This window comes from Dyadobacter sp. CY323, from assembly GCF_021390245.1.
GTDB lineage: Bacteria > Bacteroidota > Bacteroidia > Cytophagales > Spirosomataceae > Dyadobacter.
In genome coordinates, this window is sequence record NZ_JAJUXH010000008.1 from 83,007 (window position 1) to 96,523 (window position 13,517).

Annotated in this window: 9 protein-coding genes; 7 read left to right on the forward strand and 2 right to left on the reverse strand. The window is 44.2% G+C overall.

The window, feature by feature from the left end:
* Positions 1-19 precede the first annotated feature (19 nt).
* Positions 20-2,167: a hypothetical protein gene (locus LZG72_RS14275; RefSeq protein WP_233873380.1), complete on the forward strand. Its 2,148-nt coding sequence runs from the start codon at positions 20-22 to the stop codon at positions 2,165-2,167.
* Positions 2,168-2,225: 58 nt separating this feature from the next.
* On the opposite strand, the gene pheA is transcribed toward LZG72_RS14275, so the two are convergent.
* Both pheA and LZG72_RS14285 read right to left on the reverse strand, forming a co-directional pair.
* On the reverse strand, positions 2,226-3,299 hold the full coding sequence (gene pheA, locus LZG72_RS14280; RefSeq protein WP_233873383.1) for a prephenate dehydratase: 1,074 nt from the start codon (positions 3,297-3,299) through the stop codon (positions 2,226-2,228).
* A gap of 45 nt (positions 3,300-3,344) precedes the next feature.
* Positions 3,345-5,216 carry a DNA topoisomerase IV subunit B gene (locus LZG72_RS14285; RefSeq protein WP_233873386.1) on the reverse strand — a complete coding sequence of 624 codons (1,872 nt, stop codon included), beginning with the start codon at positions 5,214-5,216 and terminating at the stop codon, positions 3,345-3,347.
* Positions 5,217-5,483: 267 nt separating this feature from the next.
* Here LZG72_RS14285 and LZG72_RS14290 point away from each other — a divergent pair, with 267 nt between their 5' ends.
* From LZG72_RS14290 to LZG72_RS14315, 6 genes are all read left to right on the forward strand, one after another.
* The gene (locus tag LZG72_RS14290; RefSeq protein ID WP_233873388.1) at positions 5,484-8,003 is read left to right on the forward strand and encodes an SLBB domain-containing protein; all 2,520 of its coding nucleotides are present in this window, start codon (positions 5,484-5,486) and stop codon (positions 8,001-8,003) included.
* 8 nt (positions 8,004-8,011) lie between these two features.
* Positions 8,012-9,082 (forward strand): hypothetical protein, encoded by a 1,071-nt coding sequence (locus LZG72_RS14295; RefSeq protein WP_233873391.1) that lies wholly within the window; start codon positions 8,012-8,014, stop codon positions 9,080-9,082.
* 2 nt (positions 9,083-9,084) lie between these two features.
* On the forward strand, positions 9,085-9,921 hold the full coding sequence (locus tag LZG72_RS14300; RefSeq protein WP_233873394.1) for an ABC transporter permease: 837 nt from the start codon (positions 9,085-9,087) through the stop codon (positions 9,919-9,921).
* 16 nt (positions 9,922-9,937) lie between these two features.
* Entirely contained in the window at positions 9,938-11,197 is a 1,260-nt protein-coding gene (locus LZG72_RS14305) for an ABC transporter ATP-binding protein (RefSeq protein WP_233873397.1), read from the forward strand.
* Positions 11,190-12,272, forward strand: a complete 1,083-nt coding sequence (locus LZG72_RS14310) for a DegT/DnrJ/EryC1/StrS aminotransferase family protein (RefSeq protein ID WP_233873399.1) — start codon at positions 11,190-11,192, stop codon at positions 12,270-12,272. The genes LZG72_RS14305 and LZG72_RS14310 overlap by 8 nt, the downstream gene beginning before the upstream one ends.
* Before the next feature lie 4 nt (positions 12,273-12,276).
* Positions 12,277-13,517, forward strand: a 1,241-nt coding sequence (locus LZG72_RS14315) for a glycosyltransferase family 39 protein (RefSeq protein ID WP_233873402.1), incomplete at its 3' end; no start/stop codon positions are given.

Sequence of the window (13,517 nt, forward strand, 5' to 3'; positions counted from 1 at the left end):
GGTACGTAAAAATAAAATTTTGTCAAAAACATCGCTTTTCTGGATCAGTGGGATCCTGATTTTCCTTACCGCTTCCGGGCTCTGGCTGTGGAACCGGTTTGGTCCTTCAAAAGACAAGTATTATCCCGAAATCACCAAAGGGTTCCCAATTGCCCAAACCTTAGACTCTTCGTCCCATTCCTGCGATCTGGTGATCAGGCGCTACAAACAGATTGGCAGCGAGATGCAATTCGAGCTCGCATCAAATGCAGGCGGCTTGTCTCCATACCATGTCGAAATCTCGCAAAACGGCAAAACTCAGAAATTCTCTGAATTACCTCATCGCTACGGAACCTGGCTTACCGTTCCGGACGTAAGCCTGACTGCCGGCCCGGCGAAGATCCGGGTGATAAGTCTCGGCATGGCGGGCTGCGAAACGACCGCTTCTTTCGATTTTGACGGAAAAATAAAAGACGAAATACCGGATGCTCAAACGTGGATCAGGCATGGCAGCGAAGATAACTGGCTCGATGTAAGGCCTGTAATCCGAAGTGGAAAGGTATTCCTGAAAGATTTCGCAAACTACCGCGACGATCGCACCAAAGTTGTCATGATCGACGGGATCGGTGTTAATGGACTTGAAAACGGCATTGAGGTAAAACCGGGATATTTGTATTCCATCACAGCCCGATGGATCGACGCACCGTATAATGACTGGTGGAACCCGGTTAAAAACCGGTCGCTACGCCAGCAAAATATCTGGATAGCCGGGCGGACTGAAAAACCGGCAGCCAGCTCGCTCACCCGGATTGAAATACCGGAATGGTTTGCACCGTCACGTGGTCTTAATGTACAATTTGACACCAAGTTCCCCGAATTTCAACCCATTGAAGGAAAGCTGGTGGCGCAATACCGCCTCAACACCTACACGTCTTCATCCAATTACTATAACCGCGGCATTAGTCATCTTCATCACGGCGAGAATGGTTTGCCTGATTCCAAAACGCATTTAACGGTAACCCCAAACTTCTTTGCGGACAGAGATGAAAAGTGGTTTACTCAGCTTTCAAGACAGGAAGTGGAAAGTTACGCGGGCGTACCGGGTTTTGGCATTTACGCCTATGATTTCGAATTCTGGAACCAGCATTATTCTCCCGAAACCCGGCAAAGACTGATCTGGTTTTCGAACGTAATTAAGAAAAATCACCCCGATATGCATTTAATGGATTACTGGGGCGGTGGTGCGTATACCAATCCGCACATTAATTCGGTCGGTGGAGCCAAGCCCAAAGATTTCTTTAAAGATTACGAGCAGCCCAAACCCAATAATTCCAATTTTGAGCCTTTACCAAACGGAGAAAGTTTTCAAACACTGTTCAACACGACACCGATTGACGTGTACCCGAAAGCCATGTTTGCTATGGACGAAAAAGGGAATTCGGCCAACAACTTCGTTCTGTTATCTGCATTACATTCTTTAAGGATTAATAAACTCATCCCGTATCAGAAAAACAACAAGTTCATTTTCTACGGCTGGAACCGGTATATGCCGCTTTACAACGATCCCATAGTACCCTGGAATTACAAGCTGACGGATCCGAAAGGAGAGCTGATCATGAACCAGCTCGAAATGATGCCGGCCAGCCAGGCACTCAGCTTTTCCCTATTTTCTCTTGTCCTTTTCGATGGCTACTATTTATGGCACGACAGCGCGCCTTACGGAGAAGACGTGAATGCATATAAAGTGTCAAAAGACGGACCAGGCTGGGGATTTGAGTGGTATCCGGTTGACAATAAAACGCCTGACAGCGAAATTGGCCGGAATAATAAAGACTCCGGTGCTCCTCCTTACTGGGATTTCCCGACGGAATTTTACGTGTTGGGTAACTGGATGGCAAAACAAGTGGAAGATGTGATCGTGGGGGGAACGAATAAGGATCTGCCATTTGAGCTGAACGGTAGCTGGATCGAACCCAGAAAAGAACAGGCATTGATCGCGATTGATCAAAAACAGCCGTTTGTTACTTCTGTTATAAAAGGAAATAAGATCGCGGTTCTGGCAATAGACAATTTTCAACAACCTTCGGCAACGCGCACAATGAAAATAAGGTTACCTGACGGCGTGGAGACGGAAATTGAGCTTTATGGAAACTGGCCTTCGCTTTACCGGGGCACGTTGAAAAAGTAAGTCGCGGATGATCATGCAACTGAAAAAAATGGTCACAGCCGAAACTGTGACCATTTTTTTATGATATCCGGATATAACTTCCGAGCCATTTCATGTGTGTTCCATACTTGTGCATGATTTCCTGAACCGGCTTATCATTGATGTGGCCAATAAATTCAACAAAAAACCAGGTACGGAACGCCGCCTCTCCACGTAATGGCCGGCTCTCGATTTTGGTAAGGTTAATGCCGCGGTCGTTAAAATCTTTCAGGAACTCATAAAGTACCCCGGGACGATTTGTATTTGGCAAATTTGCGATGATGGTCGTTTTATCGTCGTCGCTCTTTACATTCACAAAGTCTTTTGCCAAGATCAGGAATCTCGTGCGGTTCTGATCGCTATCCTCGATATTATCAAACAAAATAGGCACCCCGAATAGCCGCGCAGAAATCGACGAGCAAATGGCGGCTGCATCCGGATCCTCGGAAGCCATTTTTGCTGCTTTTGACGTCGACTCCACCGGGATCAGTTCGATACCTAAACCTTCGAGATATTCATTAATGAACTTGCCGCACTGCCGGAATGCGATATCCTTCGAATAAATGCGCCGGATATGCTTTAACGTATCAGCTTGTGAAGCAAAAGTAAAATGCACCTGTAACAAGACTTCCGCGACGATCGACAGGTTTTTTTCTCTCAAAAAGTCAACCGTTTCGATCACCATGCCTTCCTGATTATTCTCGATCGGCACCACCCCGAATTTCGCACGGCCCGTCTCCACGCTTTCAAAAACAGAGTGGATGGTAGGCAAAACAAGGTATTCGCTCATCCCGCCGAACCGGCTTTCCGCAGCCTGATGTGTAAAACTGCCTTCGGGACCGAGGTAAGACACGCGCTCGGGCAATTCCAAATTTCGCGAAACCGCGAATATTTCAAAGAAGATGGTGTCGATCGCCTGGCGGGTCAAAAGTCCCTTATTGCATTTTTCTAAACGATCCAAAATTTGTTTTTCCCTTTCCGGGCGGTAAATGATCGATTGCGACGAGCGTTTCAGCTCTCCAACCTTCTTGACAAGCTCCATCCGCTCGTTCAAAATGTTCAATAGCTGATCGTCGAGTGTGTCAATTCGGTCTCGTAGGTCCTGTAATTCCACAGAAAAATTTCTAAATGTTCTAATGAGTAAATGGCTGCAAGTATACTAGCCTGCGAGTGCAAGCTCGTCAATATTTTTCTCGATTTTAAGATTGTCAATAATAAACCGCTGTCTCTCAGGCGTATTTTTTCCCATAAAATAGCTGAGCAGTTTTTGGATTGAAGTTTCCTTTTGAAGGATTACAGGTTCGATCCGCATATCTTCACCGATGAATTTGCCGAATTCTTCCGGCGAAATTTCCCCCAAACCTTTGAAACGCGTGATTTCGGGCTTACTTCCCAATTTGTGCACCGCCATTTGCTTTTCTTCATCGCTATAACAATAAATGGTTTCTTTCTTGTTTCTAACCCTGAAAAGCGGGGTTTCCAAAACAAATAAATGCCCGTTTCGTACAAGATCGGGAAAGAACTGGAGAAAAAACGTCATTAATAATAAGCGGATATGCATTCCGTCGACATCCGCATCCGTAGCAATAATGATCCGGTTAAAGCGAAGATTTTCAACCCCATTCTCAATGTCCAATGCATGTTGAAGCAAATTGAATTCTTCATTTTCGTACACGATTTTTTTTGTCAATCCAAAACAGTTCAAAGGCTTACCCCGCAAACTGAATACTGCCTGAGTTTGTATGTTCCGTGATTTTGTGATTGAACCGCTGGCCGAGTCACCCTCGGTGATAAATAATGTGGTTTCATAGCGAAACTCATTTTTTAGGTCCGTCAGGTGCAGCCGGCAATCTCTGAGTTTCTTATTATGCAGGTTGGCTTTTTTCGCACGGTCGTTAGCCAGCTTTTTAATACCCGCAAGCTCTTTTCTTTCACGTTCCGACTGCTCGATCCTTTTTTTCAGGGCGTCGCGCGATTCGGGGTTCATGTGAAGAAAGTTATCCAGCCTTTCTTTAATAAAGTCGTTTACAAAAGTCCGGACGGTTGTACTGTTCGGATCGGGCGTAATGGTATTAGAACCAAGTTTGGTCTTTGTTTGAGATTCAAAAACAGGCTCCTGAACTCGTATCGCAACGGCAGCTATAATCGATGAACGGATGTCTTCCGGCGCATAATCCTTCCCAAAATGCTCGCGAACTGCTCTCACTACCGCTTCCCGGAACGCTGCGAGGTGCGTTCCTCCCTGTGTCGTGTACTGACCATTTACAAAAGAGTAATACTCTTCGCCATATTGGTTTCCGTGGGTCATCGCAAATTCGATGTCTTCACCCTTTAAATGTATGATCGGGTAACGCAGCGAATCGGGATCAGACTTGCTGCGGAGCAAATCAAGCAAACCGTTTTGAGAAATGTACTTTTCTCCATTAAAATTAATGGTCAATCCCGCATTCAGATAGCAGTAGTTCCAGATCATATTATCCAGGTACTGAGGTATATACCTGAAATTCTTGAAAATAATACCATCCGGCTCAAACACCGTGTGTGTACCATTACGCTGGTTGCTAGGCTCTTCACCTGATTCATTTATCAGTTCACCCTGATGAAACTCGGCATGCTTGGATTTGCCGTCACGATAAGACTGAACCTTAAAATACTGGGAAAGTGCATTTACCGCTTTGGTACCAACACCATTTAAACCTACCGACTTCTGAAATGCGCCGGAATCGTATTTTCCACCCGTATTGATCTTTGAAACACAGTCTACAACCTTACCCAGAGGAATTCCCCGGCCATAATCTCTCACCTCAACCCGATGTTCTGTGATCTTGATCTCGATCGTCTTGCCATTGCCCATCATATGCTCATCAATGGAGTTATCCATGATTTCTTTCACGAGCACATATATACCATCGTCAATGGACGAGCCGTCACCCAATTTCCCAATGTACATTCCGGGGCGTAGCCGAATATGCTCTTTCCAGTCAAGTGACTTAATGCTATTCTCGTCGTACTGAACGTTTGAACTTTCCATATTTGAATATTGCCCGCCGGTTTACTGTTTTTAAATATTGTATTTTAATAATTTTAATCTTTTATCGTTACGCTGTTATAACTTTACGCGATCTATGCCTCAGGCCGATTACTAGAAATTGTTTAAAAATAGGAAAAATCTAATTTACTTTGCTATCATATGCACATTCAAAACTTAAACATGCTAGGATCCTAAATTCAAAAATACTAGTCTAACGCACAAGTTTTAATGAATTTTCAGCATTTCAATGGAACAATAATTCTACCTATGAACAGACTCACATTGACTAAAAGTTATAAATCTCTACTTCCCTACCTACTCAGTTTCATTGTTTCCCTACCCGCGTTTTCACAGGTAACTCCAACAGCTCCTTCAACACAAGGCCCGGCATCTACCGGTAGCCAGGGAAACCCGCAATCAGGGGCGCCAAGAGGCAATACGACGGGAAATACAACTGGTAACCAGCCTGCAAATGCGAATTCTCCCCAATCAGGGAATACGCAGGGAAATCAACCTTCCAACTCCAACAATCCCCAATCCAATGAGGGAAAAACGGTGGATAAGGCAAAAATTGCAACAGAAGGCAATGAATCTGGTAACGATCAAAGTAAAGTTAACCAGAATACTTCGACAACGCTTAGTCCGGCGGAACAGGAGAAGGAAGCGTTTCGCCAGAAAATCTACGGATATTCACTTTTTGCCGACAAGAAACTCGATCAAATACCTGATTTACAGATCTCTACACCTACTAATTACATTGTAGGGCCTGGTGACGAGCTCAATATTTACATTTACAACTACGCTGAAAGCTCCTACAAGACGACTGTAGATAAAGATGGCAATATCCAGATCGTGAGGCTCGGCCCCGTCCACGTAGCCGGCCGGACGATAGAGGAGGTACGGAAAATACTTATTGATAAGTTCTCTAAATTCGTCCCAGGGCTAATTGGAGGTGGGGGTGAAACTGCCCGGACTAAGTTGATGGTCACACTTGGCGAGGTTCGTTCGGTTAAGGTATTTGTAACGGGAGAAGTAATTAACCCTGGGACGTATACTATGTCTTCTTTATCCTCTGCATTCAACGCACTTTATCAGGCCGGAGGTCCAAATGAAATTGGATCTTTCCGTGATGTCCGTGTCGTTCGCCAAGGAAAAGTTGTATCGCATATTGACATTTATGATTACCTCGTAAATGGTAAAATTGACGGCGACATCCGCGTTCAGGACAACGATAACATCGTTGTCGGATACTATCTTAAAAGAGCGGAAATAACCGGTATGGTTAAACGTCCCGGTATTTACGAACTGAAAGGAGAGGAAAAGCTGGGGGATATGCTGCGTTATTCCGGTGGATTTATGGATAAAGCATATCGAGCCAGACTTAAAATCCAACGGATTACTTCAAAAGAAAGAAAATTGCTGGATGTGGCTGAGCCCGACTTTGATACATTTGAAGTTGTTACCGGCGATTCTGTCGATGTCGGAACAGTCCTCGACCGCTTTGAAAATATCGTAACGATCGAAGGCGCGGTGATGCGTCCGGGTAATTTTTCGCTGGATAATTCCCCGACTTTAAAACAACTCATTGAGAATGCGCAAGGCTTTCGCGAAGATGCGTTCGTGGGGCGTGTAAGTGTACTCAGAACGCGGGATGATCTGGTTATACAAAGCATTCCAATCAATTATACCGATATCATTAATAATGTAACTCCCGACCTGATACTTACCCGTCTCGATCAGGTCATCGTTCCATCAAAGTTTGATATGGCCGAATCTGCCTACATCAGCGTAGAAGGTGAAGTGAACAACACAAAGCTCGGCGAAAACGAAGGCAAATTCCCATATACCATTGACATGACACTGGAAGATGTGCTGGTACAAGCTGGCGGTCTGAAAGAGTCTGCTTACACGTCGGAAGTGGAAGTAGTAAGGCGTAAACGAAACAGCATTGCCGGTGCAGCGAATGCTCAGATTTCAGAAGTGTTCAAATTTGATGTTAGCAGAGATCTTTCGTTAAACAGCAAGGCATCGGGCTTTCCATTACTTCCTTTTGACCAGGTCATCGTTCGCCGCTCACCGAACTACGTCGAACAACAAACTGTTTTTGTGGAAGGTGAAGTTTTGATTACAGGACCTTACACGATTATTAACAAGAATGACAAAATCAGTGATATCATAAAGAGAGCTGGTGGTCTTACTGATCTCGCCTATCCGGAGGGAGCCACACTGCTACGCAGAACTTTGGTGAGAGACCTGGAAGAACCTACCGATTTTGACCAGGCTGCAATCACTGAAAAAAGCATTAAACAAGGAATGATAATTGGCGATACTCCGAATGTTAAGGAAGAAAAAATCGGTATTATCCTCAAAAATATCTTGAGAAATCCAGGGTCTTTTGAAGATCTGATTGTTCAGGAAGGTGACATCATCCGTATTCCGAAACGCCTGGAAACAGTTCAGGTGGCGGGTTCTGTTCTTTATCCGACTTCTGTTAAATACGGAAAAGGGATGTCATTCACGGATTACATTTCACAGTCCGGAGGATTTACAGTTGTTTCGCTGAGAAAGAGCTCATACATTAAATACCCCAACGGAAATATTGACCGTACCAGAAGATTCCTGTTTTTCAACGTATATCCAAAAGTTGAGCCAGGATCGGAGATCTTTGTTCCTGTAAGAGCTGCTCCGGCATTGAATACTCAACAAGCGATTTCGACAGCAACAGGCTTGCTGAGTTCAGTAATGGGATTAATTGTAACTGTTTTGGCTTTCCGCTCCATAAGATAACTTCAGCGATGATCACACCCACACAACAAATACCGGATGACGAGCTGTCTCCAAAAGTAGTTATCGAAAAGATACTGGTTGTAAAAACGGCCATTTATCGAAACTGGATATGGATATTGCTTCTCCCGCTTGCCGGCTTCGGTATCGGATATGCGATGGATACATACCAGAAAAGCGCACCCAAATATGACGCTAACGTCATTTTCAACCTCGGGGGCGGTGGTCAGGGTTCAGGTTTGGGCGATATGGCCGGTTTACTTGGATTGGGTTCTGCGCCAGATGCCAACATCTTCACGGGAGAGAATTTTTTCTACTTTATTAAATCCCGTCCCGTCCTTGAACGTAACCTCATGAAAGAGGTTGATATTCATGGTAAGAAAGAAATTCTGGCAAACTTTTACATCGACTCCAGTGGTATTAAAGAAACGGATTGGGAAGAAAGGCCAGATATGCAAACTTTCAAGTTCCAGACGAATGATCTTAAGAAGCTGGACCGCAGTTCCAGGATCGTTCTGAATGAGATTGTAAAAAAAGTGGCCGAATCTACTGAAATTGCTTCTCTTGATCGGAAATCGTCATTTATTTCCATTTCCACACAAATGGAAAATGAGCTTCTGGCTGGCTTGTGGGTAACTACACTTCTTACAACCGTTGAGGAGATGTACACCGAAAATCAAACTCAAAAAACGAGAAAAACACTACGCCTTCTCCAGCATCGTGCAGATTCGTTAGCCTCGGTTTTGGGAATTGCTGAAAATAGACTTGCGAAACAAATGGATTACAGCCAGCAAATTATGCTGCCTGAAGCAAAAGTTTCTACAAATAGTATGGAGAGGAAATCCTCTTTCCTTCAGCAATTATATTACGAAGCAATGGCCCAGGCTGAAAAGATGCGTGTGTCTCTTGTTAGAGAAGCCCCGCTTTTCACGGAAATAGAGGGCATTAAGGTACCTCTGGATATGAAGCATGAAAATAAAACGAATGCAAAAATAGGCGCATTGGCGGGACTGATGCTTGCTTTGATTTTTACCTATTTCAGAACCGTATTCAGCACTGAAGTAAAAGTAGAGAAGGCGTAAAAATGGCAACAGTTCAACACACGACCACAATAAAGGCTGGCGGATCAGAAAAGGATTATTGGAAAGATCTTTGGTTAAACCGTCAACTTTTGTGGATTCTTTCAAAAAGAGATATTTCCGTTCGCTACAAACAAACGCTTCTCGGCATCGCCTGGAGTGTTTTGAGACCTCTGATGACAACCGTTGTCATGGTGTTTGTATTCAGTTATCTTGCGAAAGTCAAAGGTGATCCGGAGATTCCCTACCCTTTGACGGTACTCAGTGGACTGACCATCTGGACATTTTTTGCCAACACGTTTACTCAGATCAGCAGCAGTATCCTGATCAACTCCAACCTGGTATCAAAGGTGTATTTCCCCAGGTTACTTATGCCGTTGAGTTCGGTAGCAGTGGGGTTTGTCGATTTCCTGATCACGTTTGGTATCTTTTTATTAGCAACGCTGATTTTTCGTTATCCGGTGAGCTGGCAGGTCGTGTTTCTTCCTTGCTTCATTTTACTTACATTTATTACATCGTTAGGCTTCGGCCTGTTTTTTGCTGTTCTTAATGTACGCTTCCGGGATGTGGGCCAGCTGATCCCATTTCTAGTGCAGATCGGTTTTTACATTTGCCCTATTAATTACAGCAGCTCACTTGCCAAGGGTACCTGGTTTGAGAAGTATTACAATCTTAATCCTCTGGTCGGGATCATCGAAGGTTTTCGGTGGTGCCTTTTAGGAGATAAAGTGTATTTTAATCCGAACAGTTTATACTCGACGACCGTTATTTCCTTTTTGATATTGATATTATCTTTGACTTATTTCCGGAAGAAAGAAAATACGTTCGTAGATCATATCTGAAAAATAAGACTTGGGCATGCCTGTAATTGTAGCTGAAAACATCAGCAAAAGATATATCATCGACCACCAACGAAAGAATGGCTCTTCGAGCCTTCGCGATATCGTTTCTGATCAGGTAGACAAGTTGTTTTCCAACAAAAAAGACCTTTCTGATTTTGCCGAAAAAGAAGAATTCTGGGCATTACAGGATGTCAACTTCAGTATCGATCAAGGTGATCGCATTGGGATCGTTGGACATAATGGAGCTGGGAAATCTACTCTATTGAAGATTCTGAGCCGCATCACCGAGCCTACTACCGGGCAGATAAAAATCGAAGGCCGCATTGCGAGTTTGCTTGAAGTAGGAACCGGGTTTCACCCGGAGTTGACCGGCCGCGAAAACATATTTCTGAACGGCGCTATTCTTGGCATGTCAAGAAATGAGATCAAACAATCTTTTGATGCAATCGTTGATTTTGCCGGCGTTGAGAAATTCCTGGATACACCTGTAAAAAGATATTCATCGGGAATGTATGTGCGGCTTGGTTTTGCAATTGCCGCGCACCTGAATCCCGAAATCCTGATTGTGGATGAAGTGCTGGCCGTTGGGGATACCGAATTCCAAAAAAAGTGTCTCGGTAAAATGCGGGACGTCTCCGAAAGTGGGAGGACTTTGCTATTCGTAAGTCACAATCTCACTGCCATTCAAGCACTTTGCAATAAGTCATTTTATTTTGAAAAAGGCCGTCTGATCGACCAGGGAGAAACTACCCATATTGTAACCAATTACCTCAGCAAAGTTTCTCACAAAACGCTCGAAAAGCACTGGGATAATATGGATAATGCACCTGGAAATGATCAGGTACGAGTGAAACGCTTCAAGCTGTTCCCGGAATATCAGGATGATTTGAACCACATCGATGTTCGAACGCCAATGAATTTTCAGTTTGAATTCTGGAATTTGGTTGAGGGGGCAAACTTAAACCTGAGTATGCACCTGTATACTTTTACAGGCGAATGCATTTTTAATGTAGGTACTCAGTCAGAACCTTTCGCAAAAGGACTTGTACGAGGTACTTGCGAAATCCCCGGGAATTTTCTGAATGACGGGTCTTATGTGGTTTCCATGATGATTGTGAAAGATACCAGCACCGTGCTATACAACATGGAAGAAGCGCTGATATTTGATATTGAGGACTATCGTGAAAATGTTACCTGGTATGGCAAATGGCCCGGATATATTCGCCCCCAACTTAATTTTTCCATTCGCCAAACTGAACACGTAGTGAATGATTAACGTCACTAAGACCTTTTTACCTGATCAGGAGGAATACCTGCGCTATGTTCGCGAAATCTGGGATCGTGGATATCTTACGAATAACGGACCGGTTTTACAGCAACTTGAAGCTGAATTAAAAGAATACCTTGGAGTTGATTACCTGTACTTTTGTGGAAACGGCACCATCGTTCTGCAGATCGCTATTAAGGCGCTGGAAATCACCGGAGATATCATCACAACGCCTTTTTCCTACTGCGCCACTACTAATGCTATTTTATGGGAAAATTGCACACCCGTATTTGTAGATATTGATCCTAAAAGTTTCAACATCAATCCTGCATTGATCGAAGAGGCTATAACGCCTGCGACCACTGCCATTCTTGCCACGCATGTTTATGGTAATCCATGCGATATTGAAGCAATTGAAATCATTGCAAAAAAACACGATCTGAAAGTCATTTATGACGCAGCACATGCGTTTGGTGTGACGTATAAAGGAAAATCACTACTCTCTTTCGGCGATCTGAGCACGTGCAGCTTTCATTCCACGAAGGTCTTCCATACCATCGAAGGAGGTGCGTTAATTTCAAATCATCCCGAGCTGGATAGGAAGTTAGGCCTGTTGCGCGCATTTGGTCACAAAGGAGATGAATCCTACGAATTTGCAGGCATTAATGGAAAAAATTCCGAATTCCATGCTGCAATGGGACTCGTAAACCTGCCTCACGTTCCCGAAATCATTCGAGCCCGAAAAGAAGTTTTCGCAGCGTATGACAGTTTGCTCGACTGGAATATCCTTTATAAACCTGAGATCAGCAAAGACATCGAATACAACTACGCCTACTATCCGGTTGTATTTCCATCGGAAGAGATTATGTTCAAGGTAATGGAAGCTTTGCGCATTGAAGATGTTATTCCGCGCCGCTACTTTTACCCTTCGCTCAACACGCTTTCTTTCATGCCGAGGCAAATTGCCTGCCCTGTTTCAGAAGATATTTCAGTAAGAGTGTTAAGTTTGCCACTATATGTCGGTCTTCCGTACTCAGATATTGAGCGGATAGCAGGCATTATCAACGGTCATCTATTACTCTAGTCGAATGGTCTTTCTTTACTGGCTATCCTTTTTGCTATTTTTATACGGCATTGGCTTTGTTGCAAAAAAGATTTCTCAGCCGTCGCTTACCGAATGGATCATCACTTCCTTCATTCTCTTTGCAGGAAGTATCATACCAACCGGATTCGTACTTTCCGCGCTGGATCTCACCGCGAATACTTTTGCATGGATCGCCGGTAATTTCCTGACATTACTGGTACATTATTTTGTCTGGCCTTATCTGGCTGGTCAAAATCCGGCCTATTCGGTCAGGCAGCTTCTTGCGAACCGGGCGTCCGCATTCGTACTCTGGACAAAAGAGCTTTCCGCTTATCTTAAAACGATTTTCATCATGATGTTCGGCACACTTGCTGTGATTGCCGTAACGAATCTTATCCTGGTATTATTTACTGTTCCAAATGAATGGGATAGCATGACTGGTCACCTCAACCGGGCGGTCAGGTATATTCAGCGGGGGACAATGGAGCATTTCGGTGGCACCAACTGGAATATGGATACCTATCCTAAAAGCCTCACGACCATTCAGATTTACAGTTATTTAATAAGTGGTAAAATCGAGAATGCATTCAAGCTGATTCATCATTTATCGTATTATGTAACGCTTGTTTCCGTTTTTGGCATTGCACAACGGATTGGTAGAAATCTATCCGCCAGCTTTTTCTGTGCACTCGCCTATGCGTTCTTCCTCGATTTCTTGATGCAGGCTGTAACAACAGAAACGGATATCGTGATGACAGCCTATTTAAGCGGCCTTCTTTACTTTCTGTTTACTTACTATTCAACCCGCACGAACAAATATCTGTATCTCGCAGGGATGACGTTCGGGATCGTACTTGGTCATAAAGTGACGTTTGCATTACTCCTGCCGTCGGTTTTTGTGATCATGCTTTATACCGTTTTTCTTGCACCTGACATCAAAACTTTCCTCGGAAGGTTTGTAAAACTAGCGGTCTCAATCTTTGTAGCGATACTCATTTACACCCTTCCGACCGGCTACATCAAGAACATTTTGGTGTTTGGACATCCGATCGGGCCACCTACCTCGCTCATGCACCAGTCGGTTGAACGGGCCGGGCCGCTGTCCAATCTCTTAGAGCAAGGAAGCCGCAATGTGGTGCGCTATGCGTATGACTTCTTCAACCTGGATGGGATCAGAAATGCGCAATGGGGTTATAACCTGAACACGACCATTCGGAAACCGATTGTCGCATTGGAAGATAAGCT

What these genes read in the sequence shown, in the direction of transcription:
- LZG72_RS14305 (WP_233873397.1), top strand. Translation starts at nt 9,938, where the DNA reads ATGCCTGTAATTGTAGCTGAAAACATCAGCAAAAGATATATCATCGAC.
- LZG72_RS14295 (WP_233873391.1), top strand. Translation starts at nt 8,012, where the DNA reads ATGATCACACCCACACAACAAATACCGGATGACGAGCTGTCTCCAAAA.
- LZG72_RS14285 (WP_233873386.1), bottom strand. Translation starts at nt 5,216, where the DNA reads ATGGAAAGTTCAAACGTTCAGTACGACGAGAATAGCATTAAGTCACTT.
- LZG72_RS14290 (WP_233873388.1), top strand. Translation starts at nt 5,484, where the DNA reads ATGAACAGACTCACATTGACTAAAAGTTATAAATCTCTACTTCCCTAC.
- LZG72_RS14300 (WP_233873394.1), top strand. Translation starts at nt 9,085, where the DNA reads ATGGCAACAGTTCAACACACGACCACAATAAAGGCTGGCGGATCAGAA.
- LZG72_RS14310 (WP_233873399.1), top strand. Translation starts at nt 11,190, where the DNA reads ATGATTAACGTCACTAAGACCTTTTTACCTGATCAGGAGGAATACCTG.